We start from the raw sequence: 26,820 nt of genomic DNA on the forward strand, positions 1-26,820 counted from the left end.
GGGCACCCCACGGCGGCGGCCCTGCGCTCATGGCATCCGTTGGGTGGACCGGACCACGTGTCGTCCGGGCGGCGAAGCCGCACGAGGCGACCGGGAGGGGCTTGCTTGGGCCGGGTCGGCCGGGCGGTCGCCGGCCCCTCGTGTCGCTGCGCGACCCGGACAACGACGTTGGCCGGGCCACCCGCGTGGATCCGCCAGCCGTAACGGCCGAAGTCCGGTGGGATGGAATGGGCATCGTCTCCGGCAAACGACCTTTCTGTTACACTTGTCGTTGGACGGGCGGTTCGGCGGCGGATAGAGTGCATGGCTGGTCCGGATTGAGACGTCGAGGGGCCGCCATGATCAGCGAGCCGACCCGCAAGTTCACCGTCCTGGACATCATGGCCCTGGTCGCCGCTGCGGCCGTCGGCCTCATGCTCGCCAGGGTCTACCAGGCCAGCATGGACTCCGCAGTTTCGGACTCCAACGGGGCCCTGACCTTCCCCTTACGGATCCGATGGTTCGGCCGCCCGGCCCCGCTGCTCGCCTCGCTGACGCTGGCCCTGCTCGCCCTGAGGTTCGTCGCGCCCCGCCCGCGATACCGACGGCTCGTCCGCTCTCCCGGCTTCGCCGCCTGCTACGGGGCCGCCCTGGGCCTGGCCATCACCGTCCTGACGGTCCTGCTGGAATGGGGGACGGGCTACCTGGGCTACAGCCGACCTCGATTCTATCCCCACTTCCTGATGATGCGTTCGGTGAGCTTCTCCGCCCCGTCGGTCGCATCGGCCTGGCTCGTCCTGGGGCTGCTGGGGGAGTGGCGCCATCGCGGCCGGGATTGGATCGAAGTCGGTGGGATCGTCCTCGGGGTCGGCTGGCTCGCCCTCTTCGCGGCCACGCAGCTCAATTTCTGACGCGGGAGGTCGGTGTCCCTGCCGGCATCCCGCCGGGTGGCCCGGCCGACGAAGTCGTCGGCCGGGCCACCCGGGGGGCCCCTCATCGGACCTTGAGGAGCTCGACCTCGAAGGTCAGCGTGGCGTCGGGCGGGATCGCGGGGGGGGCTCCCTGCGCGCCGTAGGCCTCCTCCGGGGGGATGATCAGGCGTCGGACGCCGCCGACGCGCATCCCGAGGATCCCGGAGTCCCAGCCCTTGATGACGCTGCCCCGTCCCACGACGAACTCGAACGGCACGCCGCGGGACTTGGAGCTGTCGACCGTCGTGCCGTCCGCCAACTTGCCGACGTAGTGGACCAGCAACGTGCTGCCCGCCGTGGCGACCGGCCCCGTGCCCGCCTTCACGTCGACGACCCTCGTGCCCCGGGGCCGCATGACGGCGATCACGACGGCGAGCAGGGCCACCAGGAGGAGCATCCCACCCAGGGACAGCCGGAACCTGCGGGGTTTGTCCATCGGCCGACGATCTCCTCCTCGGGCCGCACCGGTCGCCGCGGGGTGCCCCCGGACGACACGCTCGGCGGACCGCCCCGCCGATCAGAGTCTTGATGGTATCAGAAAACCGGCGTGGCGAACTGCGACGGCGTGCTGGATCTCCGGTCTCCGTCATCCGGCAGGCCCGCCGGGGCAGGGACAGGCCGGGGCCGGGTCGGGGGATTGACGCCGGACGGCGGGTCGACTGCGGTCGGGTCGGGGTGCTGGCCGGCCCGGGCAACCCCCGGGGGGGCGAAGCCGCGCGAGGCCTCGCCGGGTCGGTGCGCCCGGGCCGGGGGCCGGTTTCGTCGCGTGCGTCCCTGGGGTGATGCAATTTCGGCGAGGGTGCGGTAGAGTCACCCCGCCCTGGCCCCCCAGATCGCTCGCCAAGGATCGGCCCTCGCCCCGGTCGCCCGGGGCGACCGATCCCCGACGTCGCCTCGGGGCGGCGTCCCGGGGGATGGGAAGGATGGGAGAGGGACGGAGGGAGCCGATCCGAGATCGGGCGTCAACGAGGCGGGACGACCCGCCCCGTCCGGTCCTCGGGCTGAAATCGGATCTCCGAAGGAATTCGTCGAGGGATCTGCTCGCATGAAACGCACAGGGACTTGCATCCTGGGTGGGGTCGTCGGCCTCGCGCTCTGGCTCTCGCCGTCGGGAGCCGGGGCGGACTACGTGGCCACCGTGGTGATGAGCGGCCTGGACAACCCGAGGGGCCTCGCCTGGGGCCCGGACGGGAGCCTCTACGTCTCGGAGGCCGGCATCGGCGGCGACGGGCCGAGCATCGTCTCGGGGGACGGCCAGACGGTCTACTATGGCCCCAGCGGCGCGCTCACCCGGCTGCGCAACGGGGTGCAGGAGCGGGTGTTGACCGGCCTGCCCTCGCTCGCGGCCGACGGCGGCGGCAATGCGACCGGCCTGCAGGACATCGCCTTCGGCGCCTCGGGCGAGCTGTTCGGCGTCATCGGCCTGGGTGCGAATCCGGACGCCCGCTCCGAGCTCGGGGCCGTCGGCGCCGAGTTCGGCCGGCTGGTCCGGCTGCCCCTGGACGGCGGGCCGGTGGCGGGCCTCGCGAACCTGGCCGACTACGAGGCCTCGGTGAACCCGGACGGGGGGGCCTTCGACACCAACCCGTTCGGGCTGGTGGCCGCCCCCGGCGGGGGCTTCCTGGTGACGGACGCCGGCGCGAACGCGGTGCTCGGCGTGACCGACCAGGGCGTCATCTCGACGCTGGCGGTGCTGCCGCCGCGCCCGAACCCGCTGTTCCCGGACTTCGGCCCCCCGACCTTCCAGGCCGTGCCGACCGGGATCGCCCTGGGGCCCGACGGGGCCGCCTACTTCGGCCAGCTGACGGGCTTCCCGTTCCCGGCGGGCGAGGCGAACATCTACCGCCTCGACCCGACGACGGGGGAACTGGTCGTCGCCTTCGGCGGCTTCACGACCCTCATGGACCTGGCCTTCGGCCCGGACGGCGCCCTGTACGCGCTGCAACTGACGACCGACGGGCTGGCCTCGCCGACCGGCCCCGGGCCGGGGGTCCTCAGCCGGATCGACCTGCTGACCGGCACCCGGACCGTGATCGCGAGCGACGGCCTCAGCTTCCCGACCGCGATGGCCTTCGGCCCGGATGGCGCGATCTACGTGACCAACCAGGGCACCTCGGCGGGACAGGGGCAGGTCATTCGGATCGCCGCCGTTCCCGAGCCCTCGACCCTCGCCCTGCTCGGCCTCGGCCTCGTCGGCCTGGTCGGCTATGCGCGCCGGGGTCGATGAGGCCGCCGAGGGGCATCCGCGTCGATCCCCCTCCGCCGGATGCCTGAGGCCGCATCGCCCGGAAGACTCGCGATGGGGGGGCCGACGTGGCCGGGGTCTCGCGGACGAGACCCCGGCCACCCGGAGGTGACGGATCCGGGCGATCCCGTATGACTCGCCCCTCAAGGAACGGTTGCCGTGATGACCGGGCTCGATCAAGTCGCCCGGACGTCGGGCAGGTTCGGGGGGCGTCGCCTACGACTCCAGGGCGCCCGCCGGGGCCATCTCGCCGGCCCGTTCTCCCGCCCGGGGGGCGAGCGTGGCGACGCGGCGGGACCAGGCCCGCAGGAGGAGCAGGCCGGCGACGATCAGGCCGGCGGAGAGGCCGATCCACATGCCGAGCACGCCCCGGCCGAGGGCGAAGCAGAGCAGGACGCCGACGGGGAGGCCGATCGCCCAGTGGGCGGCGAGGTTGGCGAGCATGGGGGTCCGGGTGTCCCCGGAGCCCCGGAGCAGGCCGGTGCAGATCACCTGGACGCCGTCGAACAGCTGGAAGACGGCGGCGGCCCACAGCAGCGTGACGCCGACGGCGATCACCCCGGGCTCGTCGGTGAAGGCCGAGAGGAGCGTCCGGGGCAGCAGGACGAAGGCCACCGCCGCGGCCGCCATGAAGGCGGTGCCCATCGCCAGGGCCGACCAGCCGGATCGGGCGGCGCCGGCCGGGTCCTCGCGGCCGATCGCCTGGCCGACCCGGACGGCCCCGGCCGAGCTGACGCCCAGGGGGACCATGAAGGTCAGGCTCGCGAGGTTCAGGGCGACCTGGTGCGCGGCCAGGCTGGCGGGTTCGAGGCGGCCGACGAGCATCGTGGCGGTGGCGAAGGCCCCCATCTCCAGGACCAACTGCCCGGCGGAGGGCAGGCCCAGGGCGATCAGCGAGCGGAAGCGGCGGCGATCGGGCCTCCACCCCCCCCGCCAGGCGGAGGGACCGGCCTCCAGGTCGAGGCGGACGACCGCCACCAGCAGCACCAGGGCCATCCAGGTCCGGGAGATCACCGTGGCCCAGGCGGCCCCGGCCACCCCGAGCCGGGGGAAGCCGAGGTTGCCGAAGATCAGCAGCCAGTTGGTCGCCAGGTTCACGAGGTTGGCCGAGACCAGCGCGAAGACGATCGCCCCGGTGCGGTCCTGGGCCTGGAGGTAGCGCCGGAGGGCGAAGTAGAGCAGCAGCGGCGGCAGGCTGAGGGTGACCAGCCTCACGTACGTCTCGGCCCCGGGGCGGACGCCGGGGTCGACGCCGAGGAGTTCGAGCTGCCCGCCGAGCAGCCAGGAGAGGGCCATCAGCGGGGGGGCGATGATCAGGGCGAGGTAGACGCCGTGCCGGAGCCATCGGCGGCACTCGTCGATCTTCCCGGCCCCGAAGGCGTGGGAGATGACGGTGTCCAGCCCGAGCAGGAGGCCGAGCCCGGCGATCGTGGTGGCGAAGAAGACGGCGTGGCCGAGGCCGACGGCGCCGATGGCCTCGGCGCCGAGGCGGCCGACGCTCAGGGTGTCGACGATCCCCATGGCCATCCAGCCCAGTTCGGCCAGGACGACCGGCCCGGCGAGCCGGGCCATCGGCCGCCACTCAGCGGCCAGGCCGCGCAGCGCCCCCCGCAGCCGATCCCCGGTCCCTCCCCCCACCGACCCGAAACGGGACATGCCCCCCCCTTCCCCGGCCGTGGCGCTGGTGCCCGCACCGAGATCCGCGACCGTGCCCGACCGAACGACCCGGGACCGACACGCCCCCGGCCCGATCGGTTCGGGGGCGGCGGTCCATCGTATCGATCGGGGCCCCGGCGGGGGCAGCCCTCCCGGCGCGGGGGGAGGATGGGGACCCCGTCAGCGGATCACCTTGCGGCTGAAGGCGACGATGAAGAGGCCCCAGACCAGTGTCCCCAGCAGCGACTCGGCGACGAGGAAGAGGTTCATCCAGCCCCGGGCCGTCTCCCGGAGGCTGCCCAGGCCGTCGGTGAAGGCGGAGACGCTGGTGACCAGGCCGATGACCACGCGGTTGGGCAGGGTGGTCGGCGCGCCGTCGAAGGGGGCCGGGCCGTCGCCGATCGGCAGGGACTCGACCCCGGCCATGTAGACGAGGCTGAAGGCCAGGATCATCGCCGAGGCGGCGGCGACGGTCCGGAAGGGGCTGGTGCCGTAGCGGCACCCGAGGTCGAGCACCAGCCACTCGAACCCCTGGCCGAGCTTCGACCACGGGCGGCGCCACGACCGGGGCTTCGAGCGACGCTCGTTGACCTTGAAGCGGTAGAAGGCCCAGTCCTCCTCCTCGTGGCGGTGCAGGGCCTCGAAGTTCCGCTTCAGCAGGCCGTACTCCGAGGCGGCCCGGGCGTGGTCGCCGTCGCGTTCGCTGGCGAGGCGGCCCTCGACCTGCTCGGGGCGGATCTGCACGCGCTCGGCCACGGCGTTCCAGAAGGCGAACCGGGCCCCCGGGCCCAGCGCGACGGACTCCAGGTAGGCGAAGTCGTGCAGCTTAGCCTTGGAGAGATCGATCAGGCCCTCGAAGGTCGAGTCGTTGAACTCGGCCTTCTTGCCGACGCTGGCGCCCCGGAAGAGGAAATCGGCGGCGAAGTGGCAGTGCTGGAACTGGACGCCCTCCTCGGCGCAGGTGCTCCGGAAGTCGGCGGTGTCGTCGAACCGGCAGGCCTTGAAGTTGGCCCAGTCGTCGAAGGTGGCCTCCCAGAAGTCGGCGGGGCCGGCGAACCGGGCCTTGATCGCGACGAGCTTGCCGGCGAACCGGGCCTTGCGGGCGTTGAGGCGGCCCCGGATCTCGACGTTGTCGACCTTCACGAGCTTCGACAGCTCGCTCCCCTCGAGCGAGAGGCCGGCCCCGAAGACCACCTTGCGCTGGATGATCGGCCGGGCCAGGCGGCAGGCGACGAGCGCGACCTCCGCGGCGAAGGTGGCGTCCTCGATGAGCAGGTTCGCCGCCTCGACGCGGGACAATCGGACCGGCTTGTCGAACTCGCCCCGGAGGCGGAGCCGGCCGACGATCCGGACATCCTTGACCTCCCGGCCGAGCCGGAGCAGCCGCTCGGCCTCGTCGGCCTGGAGTTCGCGACGGTCGTTTCGAGGGCCTAATCGGGAGTCCGGCTCCCGGTCGCAGGAGGGGGCCCCTCGGCCGGGGGAGGCCGGGGACGGGGCCTCGGTCGCCTCGTCCTCGTCATGCTCGATCGGTTCGGCGGTATCCATGGCTCCTCGCTCGCAATCCCGGGCGGTGGTGCCCGACGGTGGGGATTCGTCCCTCCCTGCCCGATCTTAAGCCGGGGATGCCTCGCCGGGGGGCGATCCCCCCCGTCGGGCCCTCGGCCGGGGCGACGGCGAGGGGGGGAGGGGCCCGCCTTCGGGGTCCTCCGCCGTCACGTCCGGGAAGGTGGCGGCGGCCTCCGCCACCAGTGCGTCGAGGCGGCCGGCGTACCGGGAGGAGACATGGATGAGCGTCAGGTGATCGGCCCCCGCGTCCCGGGCCAGCTCGGCGGCCTGGGGGGCGGTCATGTGCTTGTGCGTCCTCGCCTTCTTGAGGTCGGCCCCGGCGTAGAAGGAGTCGCAATAGAGTCGGGTCGCCCGGCGGCAGAGTCGCAGCAGGGCGGGCCGGCTGGCGTCGGACCAGAGGGTGTCGACGACGTAGGCGATCCGCCCCCCCCGGCCCTTGCGGAAGTAGCGGTCCCGGAGGCGGGCGAGCGGGAAGATCCCGCCGTCGACCTCGACCGGCGTCTCCCCAGGCGCCCCGGAGCGCAGGAGGGTCATCGCCCGGGAGACCCACGGGCCCGGCCTCAGGGGGCCGCCCCGGAGCGAGGGGCCGTCGACGTGGTAGCCCGGGGCCTCGACGATCGCGAACGAGAGGCAGGGGACCGTGTGGTCGACCCGGGCGGCCTCGACGCGGAGCAGGTCGTTCTCGAAGACCGTCGGCGTCAGGTCGGCCGGGTCGACGGGGCGCTCGGCGGCCTCGGCGGGGGGGAGCCCCGCCCCCCAGTCGAGCACGGCCGACCGCAGGCGGTCGGCGCCGAGTTCGAGCAGGTGCAGGCGGAGCTTCTGGAAGGGGAAGAAGGGGTATTCATACGTCCGGACCCGGGCGGTGATGCGGTCGATGGTGCCCTCGGGGCCGACGACGCGGAGGTCCTTGTCCCGGTCGAGGTTGGCCCGGAGGACGCGGTCGAAGCCGACGAGGTGGTCGACGTGGTGGTGCGTCAGGAAGACCGCCGCGAGGTCGGAGAGGCGGGAGGCGGGCAGCCGCCCGTTCTCGCCGGCGTCGAAGAGCAGGGCGTCGTCCCGGCCGGGGTAGTCGACGAACAGCAGGGGGTCGCCGGTCGAGCCGTTGACCAGGTGAAACTCGGTCGCGGTGCGACGGGGGAGCGGGGCGTCGGGCATGGGGGCGGGCCCTGGGGACGGTCGGGGGCGATCGGTCGCGAGGGCCCCCATCCGAACCGGCCCGGCGGCCCGATGCAACGGCCCGGCGGCCCGATGCGGCGGCCCGGCGGCCCGTCGCGGGGGCGGTCCCATCGACGGTTTTTTTGGATGTTTCCGCGACGCGCGCAGGTATCCTTTGGGGGGAGTCGGCGGCCGGGTCACGTCCCCCCCGCCCTCGGCCGGCTCCCCCCCGCCCGCCGGACGGGCGTCTCCCCGAGGATCCGGGCCGGGTCGTGCCGGTCGATCCCGCTCCAACACGAAGGGTGCAGTCATGAAAGAGGTCGTGCTCGGCCTCGGGCATCAGAAGAGCTTCTGGTCGATCGTCCAGATGGCCGATGAGCAGTTGCGATCGATCCACGGATCTCCTCGACGGATGGTGGTCAACGCCCGGGGGATCGAGATCGCGGCCTGGCGCCCCCAGTTCGAGGGGGACTTCCGCGACTTCACCGTCCGCTTCCCGAATCCGACCGAGGAGCTGAGGCGGGCGCTGGAGGACTTCGCCGGCAAGTGCACCGTGGCCTGCGAGCTGAACGAGGTGGATGGGGCCCTGATCCTGCACTGCTCGGCCAACTCCGACGAGAAGGTGCAGCAGCTGCACGACGCCTGCGACCTGCTCTCGGGGGCCTTCCCCCTGCCGGAGGTCTGGCGGGTGCACGGCGAGTCGTACCGATCGACCCCGCTGAGCGCCGAGACCCTGTTCAAGGCGATGATCCGGTTCAAGTCCAGCGACGTGCACCTGTACCCGGGGGCGCCGCCGGTGTTCCGGGTCGACAACGTGCTGCGGCGGGTGCAGGCGTTCGAGCCCCTCTCCTCGGAGCAGATCCACGACTTCATCAACGAGATCGCGCCGGAGAAGCACGCGCGGGAGTTCACCGACCGGCAGCAGTGCAGCTTCATCTACCACCAGGTCGGGCTGGGGTACTCCCGGGTCTCGGCCTTCGTCAAGGCGGGGGTGCCCCACTGCACGATGCGGTTCCTGCCCGAGACGATCCCCTCGTTCGAGGACCTGAACATCCCCCGGTCGGCGATGGAGCGGCTCGGGGCCCTGCACTTCGGGCTGGTGCTCGTGACGGGGATGACCGGCAGCGGCAAGTCGACCACGGTGGCCTCGCTCGTCGACTGGGTCAACGCGCACAAGTCCCTGCACGTGCTCTGCGTCGAGGAGCCGGTGGAGTACGTGCACAAGAGCAAGAAGTGCGTGGTGTCGCAGCGCGACGTGGGGGAGGACATCGGCACCTTCCACGAGGCGGTCCGGGGCGCCCTGCGGCACGACCCGGACGTGATCGTCATCGGCGAGATGCGGGACCCGGACACGATCCGCTCGGCGATCAACGCGGCGGCCACCGGGCACCTGGTCATCAGCACCCTGCACTCGGGTACCGCCTACGAGGTGGTGAACCGGATCGTCAGCTTCTTCGACCCGGTGGAGCGGGACCTGGTGAAGCTGCAACTGCGGGACGCGCTGAAGTGCGTCATCTGCCAGCGGCTCCTGCCGAAGACGGGGGGGGGCCGCCTGCCCGCGCTGGAGTTCCTGTTCAACGACACCAAGGCGATCGCCGACAGCGTGCTGGCCGGGAACACGATCGGCATCAAGATCGGCATGCAGCAGGATTCCTCGGCCTCGTTCATCTTCGAGAAGTACCTGTACGACCTCTACAAGAAGGACCTCATCTCGCTCGACGACGCCCGAGACTACGCCTCGGACCAGTCGATCTTCGACCAGATGAAGATGGGGACCTACGTGATCCCGTCGCTCGACTCGATGCTCCACCGCTGATCGACCGATCCCGGCGGGCCCCCGCGGGGAGGGGCGACGCGACGCGGCGTGAGACCCGACGTCCCGGGCGCCGACGGCCGGGGGACCGGGGCGGCCGGGTCCGCTCGGCCGGCGGTGGGCGGCCCCGGGCCCACCCCGTCGCCCCTCGGCGGGGGCCCTCGTGGGGATTCGGGGGGCCCGCCGTCGGTCGTCGGCCGCTCCCCGATCCGATCGGGCGATCGGGCGATCGGGCGATCGGGCGATCGGGCGATCGGGGTCGCGTCTGCCCGGCCGCCCCGGGGGGCGGGGTCGTCGCCCGGGCCCGGGTCGGGGGCCCCTCGGCCCGGATTCTCGGCGAGGGCCCCGTTGACACGGGCGGTCGCGCGCCCTATCCTCTCGATCTATTGAGACGCGGTCTCAGTGTCAGTCGCATCCGCCCCGGACCGATCCCGCCCCCCGACGCCCCGGATCGTGCCTCGCGGCCCATCCGCCCGGCTCCCGCACCGACGAGTCCCCCCATGAGACGAGCAACGACCCGGACGGGTTTCACGCTGATCGAGTTGCTGGTAGTCATCGCCATCATCGGCGTGCTGATCGCCCTGCTGCTGCCCGCCGTGCAGGCGGCGCGGGAGGCGGCGAGGCGCGCCCAGTGCACGAACAACCTGAAGCAGATCGCCCTGGCGACCCACAACTACGTGGACACGTTCTCTCGCCTGCCGATCGGCCAGGACGTGTACGCCGACCTCCACGGCCGGGGGTATGCGATCCTGACGAACTGGTCCATGAGCCTCCTGCCGTTCCTGGAGCAGCGGGCGCTCTACGACGCCTGGAACGTCGGCTTCAGCTTCTCCGAGCCGGCCAACACGACGGCCTGCGCGACGGGGGTCGGGGGGTACCATTGCCCGTCCTCGCCCACCGGGCTGGTCGAGGACTACACGGCGACCTCGGCCGTCGCCGGCCTGCCCGCCGGCGGGGTCTTCCGCTCCGGCGTGGTCGACTACGCGGTCAGCGCCAACGTCTACATCCCCCCCCTGCAGGTTGGCGGGATGCTCGACTACTACATCACCCCGCGGGGGTCGCCGCTGTCGGTCGTGCGCGACGGCCTGTCGAACACGATGATGTTCGCCGAGATGACCGGCGGCCCGGTCGGCTACCTCGCCGACGGCGTGCCCGACCCGAACTACACCTGGGGGGCGTACATGGGCCACCTTGGGGGGCTGAACCGCCTGTCGCTGCGTGCGCTGAGCTACGACGGCCGGATCTACGGCGGCGGCAACTGCGTGATCAACTGCAACAGCGGGGGCGGCAACCCCTACAGCTTCCACCCCGGCGGCGCGAACGTGGCCATGGGGGACGGCAGCGTCCGCTTCCTCAAGGAGACGACGGCCGTGACCACCGTCACCAAGCTCATCGGCTGCCAGGACGGCAACATCATCGGCGCCGACGAATATTGAGCGGCCCCGCCCCCCTCCCCACCCCCGCCGAAGCACCCTCGACGCCCATGCGAACGCCCCGCCAGACAATCCCCCCGAGGGCGGCCGCCGCCCTCCTCCTGGCCCTCTCGGTCGCCGGGCCGGGCTGCGACTCGGGCCCGGACGACGGCCTGGAGAAGCACCCGGTCCGGGGCTCGGTCCTGGTCAACGGCGAGCCCGCCGAGCTGATGGTCGTCACCTTCCACAACCTCGACCCGGCGGCCCCCGGCAACGCCGGCCGGCCGGTCGGGGCGACCGACGCCGAGGGCCGGTTCGAGCTGTCCACCAACGCCGACCGGGACGGCGCCGTCGCCGGCGAATACGCGGTGACGTTCTTCTGGTCCTCGTCCAACACGATCAACGCCGCCGACCGGCTCGGCGGCCGCTTCACCGAGCCGTCGCGTTCGGAGTTCAAGGTCCGGGTCGTCCCCGGGGACAACGACCTGGAGCCCTTCCGCCTGGAGGTCGAACCCTCGCAGATCCGCCCCGCCGACGGGGCGGCCCCGGTCGTCTTCCAGTGACCGCCCCCGGGGCGGCCGACGCCCCCCCACGCCCCGGCCGGGTCGGGCCGGATCCCGGCCCGCCCGACCGCCCGGCCCGTACTCCAGGCCCAGGGACCACCCCGCATGCACCCGCTCTCGATGACGTTGCTCGGCTTCGCCCTCGTCTACGGCGCCTCCGAGCGCCGCCCCCTGCTCTCCCGGGCGGCGCGCTCGGCGGCGGGCCGCCGGGCCCTCCGGCTGGGGGGCCTGCTCGTCCTGGCCGCCTCGGCGGCCCTCTGGTGCCGGGAGATGGGGGCCGCCGGCGGGCTGATCTGCTGGCTGGCGGCGGCCTCCGCGGCCGGGTCGGCGATCATCCTCGCCGCGCCGGTCGCCCCCCGGGTGGTCGCGGCCGGCGCGGTCGCGGCGCTGGTGGGGGGGATGCTCTGATGGCCTTCCCGGGCTCGTCGGGCCGGTCCGCCCCGGGGCGCCGGCCGTGGTGCCGGACCTTCGCGGCGCTGGTCGCGGGGCTCGCGGCGGCGCTCGCCCTGACCGTCGCCCTCGCCGCCCTCGCCCCGCTGCCGCCGTCGGACCGGGGGGCGCTGGCGGTCCTGATGGCGGTGCCGGCCTGGGTGGCTGCCGCCCTGTACGCGTTCCTCGACCGGTCGGCGGGGCGGGCCTGGCTCGTCCTGCTCGCCATCGCCCTGGCCGCCGGCCTGGCGGCCTCCCTGGCCTGAGCCGGCTTCCGTCTCCCCCTCCCCCTCCCCTTCCTCCCTCGCCCCCCTCCCAGGAACGACCCGATGCTGAAGCTCTCCCGAGAGGCGCACCGGATGCTGTGGGACGTCCACGGCGTGGCCGGGGTGCTATCGAGCCTGGTCCTGTTCGTGGCCTTCTTCGCCGGCACGCTGACGGTCTTCCACGGGGCGATCGAGGCCTGGGAGCTGCCGTCGCTGCGGGGGGAGGGTGCCGGGGCGGAGCCGGAGTCGATCGACGCGCTGATCGCGCCGTTCCTCGACGAGCACCGCCCGGAGGTCCCCCGGGCGGCCGGCGACGGGGACGCCCCGCCGCCGACGGCCCGGCTGATGGTGAGTATGCCCGGCGCCGACCGCCCCCGGCTCGGGGTCTGGACGGTCCAGTATGCGGGGGAGGCGAGGCTCAACGAGCACGAGGCCCTGATCGACGTCGGCGACGGCGGGCCGGTGGCCGCCGGGTCGTCGACGGTGGCCGACCTGATCTACGGCCTGCACTACCACCTGGCCGTCCCCTTCGAATACGGCGGCCGGTACGTCTACTGGGCCTTCGGGCTGGTCGCCGTCGTCGGGCTGCTGGTGGTCGTCTCGGGCCTGGTCTTCCACCTCCGGCTGCTGGCCTTGCAGTTCTTCCAGTTCCGCCCCCGGGCCAACGCCCGGACCCTCTGGACCGACGCGCACAAGGTCCTCGGCGTGCTGGGGCTGCCCTACTGGCTGATGTACCTGCTGACCGGGGCCTGGTTCCCGCTGGCCGGGCTGCTGGTGGCGCTGCTGGGCCTGACGGCCTTCCGGGACAGCGAGGTCGGCGCCCGGGAGCTGATCTTCCCCTCCGCCCGGTTCCAGCGGAAGGCGGCCGGCGAGCCGGCCCCGATGCTCGGCTTCGACGCGATCCGGGAGCGGGCCCGGGAGGCCTGGCCCGGGCTGGAGGTCGAGGCGTACGACGTCCTCAACTACGGCGACTCGAACGCCTACTGCCGGGTCCGGGGGTCGCTGGGCGGGGGCTTCCTCCACCGGGCCGTGCTGTTCCTCGACCCGGTCACGGGGGCCGAACTCGGCCGCCAGGACCCATCGGCCCTCGGCTTCGCGGAGGGGGTCCAGCAGGCGGTCGTCGGCCTGCACTTCGCCGACTTCGGCGGCGTGGCGCTGCGGTGGTGCTACTTCGTGCTGGGCGTCGGCGGCTGCCTGTGCATCGCCAGCGGGACGATGGTCTGGGCGGAGTTGCGGCGACGGGGGGGCGACCGGCCCCGGCCGCTGGGGACGGACCGCTGGCTGGCGCCGGCGACGGCCGGGGTCATGCTCGGGCTCTGCTCGGCGACCGCCGGCCTGTTCGTGGCCAGCAAGGCGATCCCGCCCGACGCGGCGGATCGGCCCTGGTGGGTGCAGCTGGCGTTCTGGTCGACCTGGGGCCTGACGGCCCTCTACGGGGCCTCCCGGCGGCCGACGCGTCGGGCCGCCCGAGACCTGTGCGCCCTGACGGCCGTGCTGTCGGCGGCGATCCCGGCCGCCAACGCCCTGGAGACGGGGGACCACCTGCTCCGGTCGCTCCGGCCGGGGCTCTGGCCGGTGGCCGGGGTGGATCTCGTGGCGGCGGCGACCGCCCTGGCCTTCGCCGCGACGGCGAGGGCCCTGTCGGGGCGCATTCGGGCCGCCGGGTCGCCCGTCCCCCGCCGCGTCGAGGCCGAGGTCGGGTCGCCCGTCGGGGTCGATCGGGCCGGGGGGGGCCAGGTCCCCGGACCCCGGGGCACCCCCCAGGGCCTGGCGGCCGGCGGCGGCGCCCGATCCGACCGATGAGGGGGGCGTCGCCTTCCCCGGCCCGGGGCCGGGACCCGGGCCGGCCCGCGGGGAGATTGCCCCGGGAGGGCCGGCGGGATAACGTATCCGGGATCGCCGGCCGATCGAGTCGGCCGGCGGCCGCGACCCCGGGGCGACGACGCCCGGTCGCGCTCTCCATTCCCCCCGGCTTCACCCCCCCGGAGCCCCGCACGCCCGTGCCCACCCCCGCCCCCGACCCCACCTATCGCAACGCCCGGCGAGAGGCGATCGTCATCCTCTGCGCCTGGCTGGCGAGCACCGTCTACTGCTGCGCGTATGCGTTCCTCTTCGGCTACCAGCGCGACGGCCGGCCCCTCTCCGTCGACGACATCCGGCCGGTGCTCGGCATCCCCTCCTGGGTCTTCTGGGGGGTGATGGCGCCGTGGCTGGCCTGCTCGGCGTTCACGGCCTGGTTCGCCGGGTTCCGGATGGCCGACGACGACCTGGGCGCCGACCTCGCCGACGAGCTGGACCGGGACATCCGAGAGGCGGCCGAGCACGGGGGGGACGCCGATGCCCGAGCTTGACGCCCCCTCGACCGGCGCCCCCCTGGTGGCCCTGGTGCTGTTCACGCTCGTCTCGCTCGGCCTGGGGTTCGTGGCCCGTTGGGCCGAGCGGGGGGCGTTCCTCCGCCGTTACTTCCTGGGGAACCGGTCGCTCGGGCCGCTCTCGGTCGCCCTGACGGCGGCGGTGATGAGCGGCGGGACGTTCCTCGGCTTCCCGGGGTTCGTCTACGCCTTCGGCTGGGTGGTGGCGCTCTGGATCGCCTCGTACATGGTGGCCCCCCTGACGGTCTTCGGCCTGCTGGGGAAGCGGGTCGGCCAGCTCTCCCGGAGGACGGGGGCGATCACCCTGCCGGACTTGCTCCGGGAGCGGTTCGGCAGCCCGGCGCTGGGGGTGGTGACGAGCCTCCTGATCATCACGTTCCTGTCCGTGAACCTGATCCCCCAGTTCAAGGGGGGGGCGATCATCCTCAAGGCGAGCCTGCCGGACGCCTGGATCGGCGGGTTCTCGGGGATCTTACCCGGCCCGGTGGCGGACCCCGGCTATCTGCTGGGGCTGTTGATCTTCGCGACCACGGTGATCGCCTACACGGCGTACGGCGGGTTCCTGGCGGCGGTCTGGACGGACGTCTTCCAGAGCCTCGTCATGGCGGTCGGGGTGATGATCCTGCTGCCCCTGGCGCTGATCGCCTGCGGCGGCCTGGGGGCGGCCACGGAGGCGGGGATCGCCCAGACGGACGTGAACTACGCCTTCGGCCCCGGGGCGGGGAGGGCCTTCCACCCGATCGGGCTGGCGGTCTCGTTCTTCTTCATGTGGGCGATCACCGGCATCGGCCAGCCGTCGACCCTGGTCCGCCTGATGGCCTTCAAGGACTCGAAGACGCTGCGGTACGCGATCCTCTGGGTGACGCTCTACAACCTGCTGATCTACGTCCCCCTGATCCTCATCTTCATCGCCGCGAGGGGCATCCTGCCGGAGCTGACCAGGCCGGACGAGGCCATGCCGGCGCTGGTGCAGAAGCTGACGAACCCGTACGTCTCGGGGCTGATCATGGCCGCCCCCTACGGCGCGGTGATGAGCACGATCAGCGGGTTCTTGCTGGTGATCTCCTCGGGCCTGGTCCGGGACGTCTACCAGCGGTTCCTCCGGCCGACGGCGCCGGAGCGGGAGATCGCCGTGGTCGGCTACGGAGCGACCGTGGGGGTGGGGATCCTCGCGGCCCTCGTGGCGACCCGGCCCCCGGACTTCCTGCAGCTGGTGATCGTCTTCGCCAGCGCGGGGATGGCCGCCGCCTTCCTGATCCCCGCGGTGATGGCCTGCTTCTGGAGGAGGGCGACCGGGGCGGGGGCGATGGCGGCGATGGTCGCCGGGGCCTCGGCCGTGATCGGGCTGTATGCGGCCGGGATCATCGGCCGGAACCTGTTCGATTACGACCCGCAGATCGGCCCCGGCTCGGCGATCGCCCCGTTGTACCTGCTGGGGCTGGACCCTTGCGTCTGGGGCCTGGGGGTCTCGCTGCTGGCCGGGGTGGTCGGCAGCCTGCTCTCCGCCGAGCCCGACCCCGACCGCGTCTCCCTGCTGTTCGACCTCCAGCCCCGGGACGCCCCCGCCCCGGCCACCCTGGAGCTGCACCCCGAGCTGGGCCACCCGTCGGCCTCCCCGACCGCCGATCCGGCCGCCCCGTGACCCGGGCGACCATCGCCCGGTTGCCCCGCCGTCCCGGATCGGGTCCCCGGTCCGGGGCGGGGCCGTCGGATCGTTGCGGCGGGGATGGCGGCCCGCCGAGGCCCGTTCCCGGTCGACGGCCGAGGTGATAGGATGGGATGATTGCGACCGACCGGCCGACGAGTCGACCGGCCGGCCGGATGACCGAACCCTCCCCTGCCCACGCATCGAGGGACCGCGATGCCCCGCCCCTGCCCCCGCACCCGATCGCTCGCGGCACTGGGGGCGACGGCCGCCCTGGCCGTTGCCCTGGTCGCGAGCCCCGCCCGATCGCAGTCGGAGAACCAGCCGAGGGTCACGCCCGGGCCGGTCGAGCCGGACTGGGTGGCGATCCTGGGGGGGATCTACGGGCTGGACATGGTGGAGGACCTGCTCAACCCGGTCGAGACCACGCCCGAGGCAGTCCCCGGGCTGTTCCGCAAGGCCGGAGACGGGCCGGTGACCTACCGGCCGATCATCGCGCTGGGGCTGGAGACGGTGAACCGGGGGGGCTACTACGTGCCGGGCTCGGAGCCGGGCGTGCCCCGGGCGGTCGAGCTGTGGTCGTACCGGTTCAAGAACACCGGCCAGGACCTGGAACGCGGGGAGAACCTGCCGCCTCCGCTGATCGAGGGCTCGACGACCCAGTTCGACCCGGGGGACCGGACGTTCGGCTTCTGGGTCTCCAACGACGGCCTCGACGACGGAGGTGTCTTTACCCAGCCGGGCGAGGTGGCGGCCCTGAACGACCGGCTCGCCGGGCAGCCGTACAAGGCGATGATCTACCCCTACCACGACCCCGAGACGAAGCGTCCGCTGCCGAACTGCTACCTCGTCGGCTGGGAGTATTCGACCAACGACGACTTCCAGGACGTCGTCTGCCTCGTCGAGAACGTGGAGCTGGTCCGGGACGACGAGCGATGAGCGAGGGCGGCTCGACGGACGCGATCGTCGCCCGGCTCGTCGGCGACGGCCGGTGGCGACGGGTGGCGTTCGACGGCCCGACGATCGCCTCGGTCGAGGAGATCGACGACTCGACGGCCGTCTCCGAGGGGGACGACTGGATCGCCCCGGCCTTCTGGGACATCCAGACCAACGGCCGGCTCGGGGTCTCGTTCTCGGATCCGACCCTGACGGCGGAGCAGGTCCGGGAGATCGTGCTCGCCCAGGACGAGATCGGTTCCGCCCGCATCTGCCCGACCCTGATCACCGCCCCGGCCGACGACATGAGGCACGGCGTGGCGACGATCGCCGCCGCCTGCGAAGCCGACCCGGGGGTCGCCCACCGGGTCGTCGGCATCCACCTGGAAGGCCCCTTCCTCTCCCCCGACGACGGCTATCGGGGCGCCCACCCGATCGAGGCGATCCGGGACCCCGACTGGGACCTGTTCCGCTCGCTCCAGGACGCCAGCGGGGGCCGGGTGGTGCTGCTCACCCTGGCCCCGGAGCGGCCGGGGGCGATCGAGTTGATCGAGAAGGTGTCGCATTCGGGGGTGGTGGTGGCGATCGGCCATTCGGCGGCCGACCCGGAGACGATCCGACGCGCCGTCGACGCCGGGGCCCGGCTCTCCACCCACCTGGGAAACGGGATCGTCGCCAGCCTGCCGAGGCACCCGAACCCGATCTGGACGCAGGCGGCCTGCGACGGGCTGACGGCCTCGCTGATCGCCGACGGGCACCACCTGGATGACGACGTGCTCCGGGTGCTCGTCCGGGCCAAGACCCCCGACCGCGTGGTGCTCGTCAGCGACGCCAGCCCCCTGGCCGGGCTACCGCCGGGGGCCTACGGCCGGTGGGCGGTCGAGCCTTCCGGCCGGGTGGTCGTGGCGGGCACGCCGTACCTGGCCGGCGCGAACCGGGCGCTGACGGAAGGGGTCGATCGGCTGATCCGGGCCGTCGGCCTTCCTCCGGCCGAGGCGATCGCCTGCGCCTCGATCCATCCGGCCCGGTTGCTCGGGAAGCCCGGGCCGACGATCGCCCCCGGCCGGCCGGCCGACTTGATCCGGTTCCGGCTGGGTGCCGGCGGTCGGTTCGAGCTGGTCGAGACCCTGGTGTTCGGCCGTCGCACCCCCGCCTCCCCCGAGTCCCTCGTCTCCCGACCCCCCGCCGCCTGACCCCGGGGCCGATCGCCCCGGCCTTCGGCATCGAGGTATCCCGACCCCATGCTCGGCACCCCCGCCCCGACCCGGCTCGACCTGAACTTCTCGATGTTCGGCATCCCGATCCGGGTCAGCCCGTTCTTCTGGCTGCTGGCGATCGTCGTCGGCTTCGCCTTCGGCTCCGGGGCCGATCGGCCGGAGGACGCCGGCGTGATCGCCGGGTGCGTGATCCTCTCGGTGCTGGTCCACGAGCTGGGCCACGGCCTGACGGCCCGGGCCTGCGGCGACCGGCCCTGGATCGTCCTGCACGGGTTCGGCGGGGTCTGCGTCTCGGACCGGGAGCGGCGGTCGTTCGGCCAGCGGATGCTGATCGTGGTGATGGGGCCGGCCTCGGGGCTGCTGCTGGCGGCCGGGGCGGTGGCGCTGTGGGCGGTGCTGGTGGCCTTCGACGTGACGCTGGACCCCCGGGTCGAGCTGGCGCTGATGATGCTGCTAATCCTGAACCTGGTCTACAGCGTCTTCAACCTGCTGCCGATCTGGCCGCTGGACGGCGGCCAGCTGGTGATGGCGGTGCTCGACCGCCTGAGCCCCCGGAACGGCGTCCGGCGGGCCCACATCCTCTCGTTCCTCGCCTCGGGGGCCGGGGCGGCGATCGCGGGGATCTGGGGCCAGTGGATCTTCGCCACGATCTGGCTGGGCTACTTCGCGTTCGTCAACTTCGTCCTGCTGTCCCACTACCACCGGATCGCCCTGGCCGAGCGCGAGGGGTCGTGAGGGGGCGGATCTCGCGCGGGGTCGCGGAGAAGGCGGAGAGATTGGAGCATTGGGGGGAAACGCTGGCCGAGGCGTCCTCCCGGGCCGTGTCCCGTCCATGATCCCGTACCTCTCCTCTCCTCTCTGCGTCTTCGCGTCTCTGACGTGAGGCCCGTCCCCCAGCGGATCGGATCCGGGCGTGCCCGGTCCGGCTCGTCGGTCGGCGTCGGGATGCTATAATGGCGGTTTTGGGGTCGCCAGGGGACCATCGCCGGGGCGCCCGGAGTGGGGGACGGATCGGGAATGGCCAAGCACATCTTCGTGACCGGGGGGGTCGTCAGCTCGCTGGGCAAGGGGCTGACCTGCGCGTCGATCGGCATGCTGCTGGAGCACCGTGGCCTCCGGGTCCGGCTCCAGAAGTTCGACCCTTATATCAACGTCGACCCGGGCACGATGAGCCCGTACCAGCACGGCGAGGTCTACGTGCTGGACGACGGCGCCGAGTGCGACCTGGACCTGGGCCACTACGAGCGGTTCACCGACGCGAAGCTGACCCGGGACTGCAACTACACGACCGGCAAGATCTACCTCTCCGTGATCCAGAAGGAGCGGGAGGGGAAGCACTACGAGGGGAACACCGTGCAGGTGATCCCCCACATCACCGACGAGATCAAGGCCGCCGTCCTCCGGCTGGCCGACGACGACGTGGACGTGGTGATCACCGAGATCGGCGGCACGGTGGGGGACATCGAGGGCCTGCCGTTTTTGGAGGCGATCCGCCAGTTCCCGCTGGACGTGGGCAAGGAGAATTGCCTGTTCATCCACCTCACGCTGGTGCCCTACCTCAAGGCGGCCGGCGAGATGAAGACCAAGCCGACGCAGCACTCGGTGACGGCGCTGCGGCAGATCGGCATCCAGCCGGACGTGCTGATCTGTCGGACCGAGCACTCGATGTCGGAGGACATGAAGCAGAAGATCGCCCTGTTCTGCAACGTCGAGCCGAGGGCGGTGATCGAGGAGCGCGACCGGGAGTACAGCATCTATGAGGTGCCGCTGAGCCTGGTGGGCAACGGGCTGGACGAGCTGATCGTCAAGAAGCTGAACCTGAAGGCCAACCCGCTGGAGATCGACGACTGGCGGGACCTGGTGGAGCGGATCAAGCACCCGGACGCCGAGGTGACGATCGCCGTCGTCGGCAAGTACATCAAGCATCGCGACTCGTACAAGTCGGTGTATGAATCCCTGGACCACGCCGGGATCGCGCACCGGGCGAGGGTGGTGGTGCGGCGGATCGAGGCCGAGGAGCTGAGCCAGGGGGATCCGGCGGCCTTGCTGGCGGGGGTCGACGGCATCCTCGTCCCCGGCGGCTTCGGCATGAGGGGCGTCGACGGCAAGCTGGAGGCGATCCGGTACGCCCGGACCCGGGGCGTGCCCTTCTTCGGCATCTGCCTGGGGATGCAGTGCGCCACCGTCGAGTTCGCCCGCAACGCCCTGGGGCTCGAAGGCGCCAACAGCACCGAGTTCGACAAGATGACCCCGCACCCGGTGATCGCGCTGATGGAGGGCCAGCGGGTCGTCCGCGAGCGCGGCGGCACGATGCGCCTGGGCCTCCAGACCTGCGTGCTCCGCCCCGGCAGCCTCGCCCACCGGGCGTACGGGGCCGACGAGGTGCTGGAGCGGCACCGGCACCGCTACGAGTTCAACAACGGCTACCGGATGCACATGGAGGATTCCGGCCTGATCCCCACCGGCACCAGCCCCGACGGCTCGCTGGTGGAGATCATCGAGGTGCCCGACCACCCCTGGTTCCTCGCCGTGCAGTTCCACCCCGAGTTCCGCTCCAAGCCCACGAAGGCCCACCCGCTGTTCCGGGACTTCATCGCCGCCGCCCTGGAACGCCGGGAGGGCGGTCGGGCGGAGGTCGCGGCGGGGGCCTGAGGCCTGACGGGGGCCAGATCAGCGGACTCGACGATCCCGGTTTCCTGCCCGATCGGCGGAGGGAAGATCCATGGCCGCAGGCTCGCTCCCGAACATCGGTGTCTCGATCGATTCCGTCCCAGAGCGGGACCTCCCGGAGTGGTTCGAGGTCGTCGACGGCACCATCGTGGAGTTATCCCCATTGGGCGCGAACGAAGGGCTCTTGGCGAACGAGTTGAAGCGATTCCTCGACCTCTTCCTCCATCAGCATCCGCTCGGGCGATCGGTCGTCGAGATCCTCTTCGACCTGAGGCCGACGCTGAATCGGAGTCGGCAGCCGGACGTGGCGTTCATCACCTCCGAGCGATGGCCGTCGGGGAAGAAGGTCCGATCCGGTCACGCCTTGCCGGTGGTGCCCGACCTCGCCGTCGAGGTCGTCAGCCCGACCGACTCGGCGGAGAACCTGATTGCCAAGATCCACGAATACTTCGACGCCGGCTCCCGGCTCGTCTGGGTCGTTTACCCCACGGTCGAGGAGGTCTACGTCTACGAGTCGCCGAGGAGCATTCGCGTGCTCGGCCGGCAGGACGAACTGGATGGCGGGGACGTGCTGCCCGGCTTCCGGCTGGGGCTGGCCGAGTTGTTCGGGCCGGAGGAGAAGGAGGCCTGATCGGGCCGGTCGGTCGGCGACGGCGGGTGCGTGAGATCGAGGATTCGCTTCCCGACCCCCTCCCCTGCTTCGGGGGGAGACCGGCCGGGGGCCGGGTTGGGGGGATCGGACGACGCGATGGGCGGTGCGGCCCGGTCGCCGACCCCTACCCCGGCCCTCTCCCCGTTCGAGGGGAGAGGGGGAGGGGCTCGATCGGTCGACCAGGATGGCGGATTGGCCGATCAGTCCCGGTCCCGGGTGGCCCTCATCTTGATCGGGCCGGTACGGCCAGGGCGGGGGCGATTGGGGGCGATGGCGCCGCGGGAAGGCCGGGGCTCCCGGTCCCGGGTGCCGCTGCCCAGGGCCGCCTCGAAGTCGGCGTTGGCGGGGTCGCCGGAGCCGATGTTCGAGCCGGCGAGGCCGCCGGAGGCCGACCCGCCCCCGGCGGTGCCGGCGGCGTGGGTGTCGTTTTGGTGGGCCGAGGCGGTGGTGTCGGACTGCTCGGCGTTGAAGGCATTCTCGTCATTGCCCGGGATGACCCCTTCGGGGACGGCCTCGACGGCGCGTCGGGCGTCGCTCGGGTCGAGCCCACCCTCGGGGCGGCCGGCGTCGAGATTGGTCGGGTGACCGGCCTCGACCCGCTCGGCGCACGAGAGGCAGTAGCGGGTGTAGGGCAGCGCGTCGAGCCGCTCGGCCCGGATCACGGCGTCGCACCGCTCGCAACGGCCGAAGGTCCCCCGCTCGATGCGGCCGAGGGCGTCGGCGACCTCGGCGTCGAGGTGCTCCTCGTTCTCGTAGAGCGTGGCGTCGATTTCCTGCATGGATTCGGCGGTGCCGAGGTCCGCCAGGTGCATCGGGGTGTCGGACAGGTTGCCCCCGGAGGGGCCCCCGGTGCCGGTCCGGACCTCGTCCTCGAGCGAATCCAGATCTCCGCGGAGCCTGGCGGCGAGTTCGAGGAGGCGGTTGCGGAACCGTTCGGTCTGCCTGGGCGTCATCGTCGGTCTCCCGTGGTGGTCCTGTTCGGCGGATCGGTGGATGCCGGATGGGGCAAAACAGACGCATACGCCGTGCCGACGAGCACCTCGAGCCCATTGGGGGGGACGAGCCGGGCCGCTATGGTGGGGGGCCCGGACACCCACCCCACCGACCGAACCGGGTCGAGTCGAGAGGACCTCCCCATGATCGCACCCATCGCCGGCCGCCGGGCCGTCGCCCGCCCGATCGCCGTGGCGACGCTGCTCGCCCTGCTCCCGATGTTCGCCCTGCCCGGGACGGCCCCGGCCGGCCCGCCGGGGGCGGCTCGGGAGGACCCGAAGCCTCCGAACGTCGTCTTGATCATCTCCGACGACCACGGCTGGACCGACTACGGCTTCATGGGGCACCCGCACGTCCGGACGCCGAACCTGGACCGCCTGGCCGCGGAGAGCCTGACGTTCACGCGGGGCTACGTGCCGTCGAGCCTCTGCTGCCCGAGCCTGGCTACGATCATCACCGGGCTGTTCCCGCATCAGCACAAGATCACGGGGAACGACCCCCCCCAGCCGGCGGGGATGCCAAATCGGGAATTCTACGCCTCTCCCCTGTTCGCCGAGGGCCGTGAGGCGATGATCCGGCACCTGGAGGCCGTGCCCACCCTGCCGGCGCTGCTGGCCCGGGGCGACTACCTCAGCTTCCAGTCCGGCAAGTGGTGGCAGGGGGATTATTCCCGGGGCGGCTTCACCCACGGGATGACCCGGGGCCGGCGGCACGGCGACGAGGGGCTCGACATCGGCCGGGTCACGATGGAACCGATCGAGGAGTTCATCGCCGAGGCCTCGGACGAGGGGCGGCCGTTCTTCGTCTGGTACGCGCCCTTCCTGCCCCACACGCCCCACACCCCGCCCGACCGCCTGCTGGAGCATTACCGCGGCCTCGCCCCGGCCCCGGTGGCGAAGTACTGGGCGATGGTCGAGTGGTTCGACGAGACGTGCGGGCGACTGCTGGACCACCTCGACGAGCGGGGGCTGGCCGGGGACACGATCGTCCTGTACGTCGCCGACAACGGCTGGACCCAGGACCCCGAGGGCGACGGCTTCATCCGCTCCAAGCGGTCGCCGTACGACGCCGGGCTCCGGACGCCGATCATGGTCCGGTGGCCCGGGCGGGTCGAGCCGGCGATGAGCGGGTCGCTGGCCAGCTCGATCGACCTGGCGCCCACGATCCTCTCCGCCGCCGGCCTGGAGCCGACCCCCGAGATGCCGGGGCTCGACCTCCGGGACGCGGGGGCCGTCGCCGGTCGCGATTCCGTCTTCGGGGCCTGCTATGAGCACACGATCCTCGACCTGGACGAGCCGGCCGCCAACCTCCGGGAGCGGTGGATGGTGGAGGGGAAATGGAAGCTGATCGTCCCCGCCGCGCTGAGCGACCTGCCGGCCCCCCAGCTCTACGACCTCTCCGCCGACCCGGCCGAGCGCGACGACCGCTCCGGGGAGCAGCCAGGGCGCGTCGAGGCGATGCGACGGGCGCTCGACGCCTGGTGGGATTCCCCCTCCCCCTGATCGTGCTCGGTCCGGGTCCGACGACCGGCCGACACGGGTGGGGATCGTCGGCCGACGGCGGGCGAGGCCGCTCCCCCCCGTCCCCGGGACCGGCCTCCCGAAGCCCGGCCTCGCCGGTCGTCGTCGGGTCGCATCCATCCATGGCTAGGTACCCGTCCCCTCGCCCCGGCTTGGGAATCGGGGTTCCCACCGGCGGGCGCGATCCGTTATCAATGGACGCTCGGCTCTGCCGCGGCGTGGAGCGACCATCGACCCGACACGACGGAGGTTCCCATGTCCCAGGCCCGGTCCGGCAACACGGTCCGCATCCACTACACCGGTCGGCTGGCCGACGGCACCGTCTTCGACTCCTCGGACGGCAAGGCGCCGCTGGAATTCACCCTGGGAGAGAGCCAGGTGATCCCCGGCTTCGAGGAGGCGGTCACCGGCATGGAGCCGGGCCAGGAGTCCACGGTGACGATCCCGTCCGACCGCGCCTACGGCGCCCACAAGTCGGAGCTGGTCTTCGACGTGCCCCGCGCCCAGTTCCCCGAGGACCTCGACCCCCAGGTCGGCCAGCAGCTGCAGATGACCAACGGCGACCAGACCGCCGTCGTCACGGTGGCGGAGGTCCAGGACGGCTCGGTCAAGCTGGACGCGAATCACCCGCTCGCCGGCAAGGACCTGACTTTCGACATCGCCCTGGTCGAGGTCAGCTGAGCCGACCCGGCCCCCTCCGGGCGTCCCGCGTCGCCCGCGTCGCGTCCCGGGCCGCCCGGGCTCCAGGCCCGCGATCGTTCAGCGGACCGGGCCGGTCGACGATCGCCCGCCGGCCGAGAACAGGTCCCGGAGCCGCACCCGGGTCATCCGGCCGCCGTCGGCGATGCGCTGGAGGTGGGCCAGCCGGCCCTCGGCCGGGCCGAGCGTCCAGCACTGCTCGGCCGGCAGCTCCTCGATCGGGGGCCCGGCGTCCGGCCCGTCGTTGAGCGGGCAGATGTCCCGCAACTCGACGACCGCCCCGCCGGTTTCCTCGTCCCGCTCGTCGAGCCACCGCAGCGGGTAGCCCTGGGTGCGGCAGACGTAGGGGCGGTGCTCGTAGATCCGGCAGGCCCCCCGGTCGTCGAGGAAGGCGCAGGCCCCCTCGGGGTGGGGCGACCCCCCGTCGAGCAAGCTGGGGTGGTGGCGGCGGATCAGGTCGGCCTCGACCTCGAAGACGGTCAGGTCGTCGACGCAGCAGCCCGAGCAGCCCAGGCCGCACTTGAGTCGACCCCGGTGGGCCTCGTCGAGCGGTGCGGCGTCGCGGTCGACGTCCAGGTGCAGTGCGGCCACGGCATCGGTCGGGTCGTCCAAGGCGGGGCTCCGGGGATGGTCCGGTCTCGGCTCGGAGAGGAATCGGCCGCCGCTCGCCCCCGGTTCACGGCCGAGGCGGCCCTCGGCGGCGGGGAGCCTCAGGCCGAGGCCGAGTCCAGGGGGCTCCGCCAGATGGGACGCCGGGGGAAGAGGACGCGGGCGGAGTCCAGCGCGGTGGCGGTGGAGGCGATGGAGCCGTCCTCGCCGAGCAGGGCGTCGGGGTCGTCGTGGCCCATCACCAGGCGGACGAAGGCGCCGGGGGAGAGGGTGAGGTGGCGTCGGCCGAGGCGGTCGGGCTCGACCCTGCTGCGGGTCTTGGCGGGCTCGACGTGGAGCAGGTAGCGGCGGTCGTCGACCGTCAGGCCCAGTTCGAGGGGGCCGGATCCGGCGTCGGAGACGCGTCGGCTCAATTCGGGGAGGATGGCGCGGAGCAGGCGGTCGGGGTCGGGGGCGTGGTACATGGAGGCGGCCCCCTCCAGCTCGTCGGCGTCGAGGATGGTGGTGCCCTTGAGGCGCCGGAAGGTGTCCATCACCGGGTGGTCGAGCGGGGCGTGGACGACGACCTCGGGGTAGGCGCGCTCCAGGGCCTCGGAGCGGACCCGGCCGAGCAGGGCGGGGAGGGCGTCGGGGCGGTCGGGGTCGGTGGCGATCTCCAGGATCTTGTGGTCCTTGACGAAGGCGTAGCCGTGGACCGACTCGCCGAGGCAGGCGACCCAGATCACGTGGGCATACTTGCGGCCGATCATCCAGCGCCAGTACTCCTCGGAGCGGACGACCGAGCCGGTGGTGTCGCCGTAGTTGCGGTCGTAGAGGGCCATCAGGTCCCCCAGCTCGACCTGCCGCCAGGGGCGGACGTGCCAGGGGCCCGGCTGCCCCTCGGGGGCGGCGTCCCCGCCGATGGGGAGGGTCCGGCTGGGGGCCTTGGCCAGGGTCTGCTTGCCGCAGAGGCCCCAGCCGAGCGGGCGGTAGAAGCGGGGCATGGCCGTGGTGAGGGCCATCAGCGCGGCCCCGGAGCGTCGGGCGCGGTCGTCGGCCAGGCGGAGGATCTCCTGGGCGTAGCCCTGGCCCCGGTATTCGGGCAGGGTGCCGACCCAGGTGACGCCGTTGAGCGGCAGCGGGACCGAGCCGAAGCGGATGACCCGATCGGTGAGGTGGGCGTGGCTGGCGACCTTGCCGTCGACCCGGGCGAGCAGGCGCTGCTCGGGCCTGTAGGCCGGGTCGCTCAGCGAGCCGAGGAACTCGTCGCGGTCGGGGCCGTGGAAGACGTGCAGCAGGGTCTGGTAGATGGCCTCGTGGTCGGCCTCGCTCCCCTGGCAGAATTCGACGGGTCCGCGACGGGCGGGCGATCGGGCACTGGACGGGGTCTCTTTCATCAGCGAGGGCACCAGGGGCCGCCTCCGTTTCGGCGGCCGGTCCGATCGGCCCGGGACCGGGGCCCGCAGCCGGATC

At 72.7% G+C, this 26,820-nt stretch carries 24 protein-coding genes; 17 read left to right on the plus strand and 7 right to left on the minus strand.

The genetic code is table 11. From position 1 onward, the window contains the following. Window positions 1-338: 338 nt before the first annotated feature. Complete coding sequence (locus ElP_RS01155) at window positions 339-890, plus strand: hypothetical protein (protein WP_145266474.1); 552 nt, start codon at window positions 339-341, stop codon at window positions 888-890. Between the two features lie 82 nt (window positions 891-972). Here ElP_RS01155 and ElP_RS01160 read toward each other — a convergent pair whose 3' ends face one another. After that, window positions 973-1,386 (minus strand): FKBP-type peptidyl-prolyl cis-trans isomerase, encoded by a 414-nt coding sequence (locus ElP_RS01160; RefSeq protein WP_231749379.1) that lies wholly within the window; start codon window positions 1,384-1,386, stop codon window positions 973-975. A 609-nt stretch (window positions 1,387-1,995) separates the two neighbouring features. On the opposite strand from ElP_RS01160, the gene ElP_RS01165 reads away from it, so the two are divergent. Then, window positions 1,996-3,177: a ScyD/ScyE family protein gene (locus ElP_RS01165; protein ID WP_145266475.1), complete on the plus strand. Its 1,182-nt coding sequence runs from the start codon at window positions 1,996-1,998 to the stop codon at window positions 3,175-3,177. A gap of 234 nt (window positions 3,178-3,411) precedes the next feature. On the opposite strand, the gene ElP_RS01170 is transcribed toward ElP_RS01165, so the two are convergent. From ElP_RS01170 to ElP_RS01180, 3 genes are all read right to left on the minus strand, one after another. Further along, a complete protein-coding gene (locus ElP_RS01170) occupies window positions 3,412-4,851 on the minus strand; it encodes an MATE family efflux transporter (protein ID WP_197446629.1) in 1,440 nt (479 codons plus the stop codon). 180 nt (window positions 4,852-5,031) lie between these two features. Further along, complete coding sequence (locus tag ElP_RS01175) at window positions 5,032-6,396, minus strand: pentapeptide repeat-containing protein (protein WP_145266476.1); 1,365 nt, start codon at window positions 6,394-6,396, stop codon at window positions 5,032-5,034. 66 nt (window positions 6,397-6,462) lie between these two features. Further along, entirely contained in the window at window positions 6,463-7,572 is a 1,110-nt protein-coding gene (locus tag ElP_RS01180; protein WP_197446630.1) for an MBL fold metallo-hydrolase, read from the minus strand. Window positions 7,573-7,882: 310 nt separating this feature from the next. On the opposite strand from ElP_RS01180, the gene ElP_RS01185 reads away from it, so the two are divergent. The 13 genes from ElP_RS01185 (at window position 7,883) to ElP_RS01250 (ending at window position 21,526) form a co-directional block, all read left to right on the plus strand. Beyond that, on the plus strand, window positions 7,883-9,388 hold the full coding sequence (locus tag ElP_RS01185) for a type IV pilus twitching motility protein PilT (RefSeq protein WP_145266478.1): 1,506 nt from the start codon (window positions 7,883-7,885) through the stop codon (window positions 9,386-9,388). A 497-nt stretch (window positions 9,389-9,885) separates the two neighbouring features. Next, window positions 9,886-10,821 (plus strand): DUF1559 domain-containing protein, encoded by a 936-nt coding sequence (locus ElP_RS01190; protein ID WP_145266479.1) that lies wholly within the window; start codon window positions 9,886-9,888, stop codon window positions 10,819-10,821. Window positions 10,822-10,868: 47 nt separating this feature from the next. Then, complete coding sequence (locus tag ElP_RS01195; RefSeq protein ID WP_231749382.1) at window positions 10,869-11,360, plus strand: hypothetical protein; 492 nt, start codon at window positions 10,869-10,871, stop codon at window positions 11,358-11,360. Between the two features lie 105 nt (window positions 11,361-11,465). Beyond that, complete coding sequence (locus tag ElP_RS01200) at window positions 11,466-11,768, plus strand: DUF3325 family protein (protein ID WP_145266481.1); 303 nt, start codon at window positions 11,466-11,468, stop codon at window positions 11,766-11,768. Then, the gene (locus tag ElP_RS01205) at window positions 11,768-12,055 is read left to right on the plus strand and encodes a hypothetical protein (protein WP_145266483.1); all 288 of its coding nucleotides are present in this window, start codon (window positions 11,768-11,770) and stop codon (window positions 12,053-12,055) included. The genes ElP_RS01200 and ElP_RS01205 overlap by 1 nt, the downstream gene beginning before the upstream one ends. Before the next feature lie 63 nt (window positions 12,056-12,118). Then, a complete protein-coding gene (locus tag ElP_RS01210; RefSeq protein WP_145266485.1) occupies window positions 12,119-13,858 on the plus strand; it encodes a PepSY-associated TM helix domain-containing protein in 1,740 nt (579 codons plus the stop codon). Between the two features lie 197 nt (window positions 13,859-14,055). Continuing rightward, entirely contained in the window at window positions 14,056-14,406 is a 351-nt protein-coding gene (locus tag ElP_RS01215) for a hypothetical protein (protein ID WP_145266487.1), read from the plus strand. Further along, entirely contained in the window at window positions 14,393-16,069 is a 1,677-nt protein-coding gene (locus tag ElP_RS01220; protein WP_145266489.1) for a sodium/pantothenate symporter, read from the plus strand. The genes ElP_RS01215 and ElP_RS01220 overlap by 14 nt, the downstream gene beginning before the upstream one ends. A gap of 219 nt (window positions 16,070-16,288) precedes the next feature. Next, window positions 16,289-17,011, plus strand: coding sequence for a hypothetical protein (locus ElP_RS01225; protein ID WP_145266490.1), 723 nt, complete (start codon window positions 16,289-16,291; stop codon window positions 17,009-17,011). Beyond that, window positions 17,008-18,201, plus strand: coding sequence for an N-acetylglucosamine-6-phosphate deacetylase (locus tag ElP_RS01230; RefSeq protein WP_145266492.1), 1,194 nt, complete (start codon window positions 17,008-17,010; stop codon window positions 18,199-18,201). Before ElP_RS01225 ends, ElP_RS01230 begins: the two co-directional genes overlap by 4 nt. A 48-nt stretch (window positions 18,202-18,249) precedes the next feature. Then, window positions 18,250-18,960, plus strand: a complete 711-nt coding sequence (locus tag ElP_RS01240) for a metalloprotease (RefSeq protein WP_145266495.1) — start codon at window positions 18,250-18,252, stop codon at window positions 18,958-18,960. A 282-nt stretch (window positions 18,961-19,242) separates the two neighbouring features. Further along, on the plus strand, window positions 19,243-20,877 hold the full coding sequence (locus ElP_RS01245; RefSeq protein ID WP_145266497.1) for a CTP synthase: 1,635 nt from the start codon (window positions 19,243-19,245) through the stop codon (window positions 20,875-20,877). Between the two features lie 70 nt (window positions 20,878-20,947). After that, entirely contained in the window at window positions 20,948-21,526 is a 579-nt protein-coding gene (locus ElP_RS01250) for a Uma2 family endonuclease (RefSeq protein ID WP_145266499.1), read from the plus strand. A 221-nt stretch (window positions 21,527-21,747) separates the two neighbouring features. On the opposite strand, the gene ElP_RS01255 is transcribed toward ElP_RS01250, so the two are convergent. After that, window positions 21,748-22,500: a TraR/DksA family transcriptional regulator gene (locus ElP_RS01255; RefSeq protein WP_145266501.1), complete on the minus strand. Its 753-nt coding sequence runs from the start codon at window positions 22,498-22,500 to the stop codon at window positions 21,748-21,750. A gap of 183 nt (window positions 22,501-22,683) precedes the next feature. Here ElP_RS01255 and ElP_RS01260 point away from each other — a divergent pair, with 183 nt between their 5' ends. Together ElP_RS01260 and ElP_RS01265 are read left to right on the plus strand one after the other, a co-directional pair. After that, window positions 22,684-24,042, plus strand: coding sequence for a sulfatase family protein (locus ElP_RS01260; RefSeq protein ID WP_145266503.1), 1,359 nt, complete (start codon window positions 22,684-22,686; stop codon window positions 24,040-24,042). Window positions 24,043-24,315: 273 nt separating this feature from the next. Continuing rightward, window positions 24,316-24,741 carry an FKBP-type peptidyl-prolyl cis-trans isomerase gene (locus tag ElP_RS01265; RefSeq protein WP_145266505.1) on the plus strand — a complete coding sequence of 142 codons (426 nt, stop codon included), beginning with the start codon at window positions 24,316-24,318 and terminating at the stop codon, window positions 24,739-24,741. Between the two features lie 78 nt (window positions 24,742-24,819). Here ElP_RS01265 and ElP_RS01270 read toward each other — a convergent pair whose 3' ends face one another. Beyond that, a complete protein-coding gene (locus ElP_RS01270) occupies window positions 24,820-25,371 on the minus strand; it encodes a YkgJ family cysteine cluster protein (RefSeq protein WP_197446631.1) in 552 nt (183 codons plus the stop codon). 98 nt (window positions 25,372-25,469) lie between these two features. Then, window positions 25,470-26,756: a GNAT family N-acetyltransferase gene (locus ElP_RS01275; RefSeq protein WP_231749384.1), complete on the minus strand. Its 1,287-nt coding sequence runs from the start codon at window positions 26,754-26,756 to the stop codon at window positions 25,470-25,472. Window positions 26,757-26,820 lie beyond the last annotated feature (64 nt).

Source organism: Tautonia plasticadhaerens (genome assembly GCF_007752535.1).
In the GTDB taxonomy this organism is placed as follows: domain Bacteria; phylum Planctomycetota; class Planctomycetia; order Isosphaerales; family Isosphaeraceae; genus Tautonia; species Tautonia plasticadhaerens.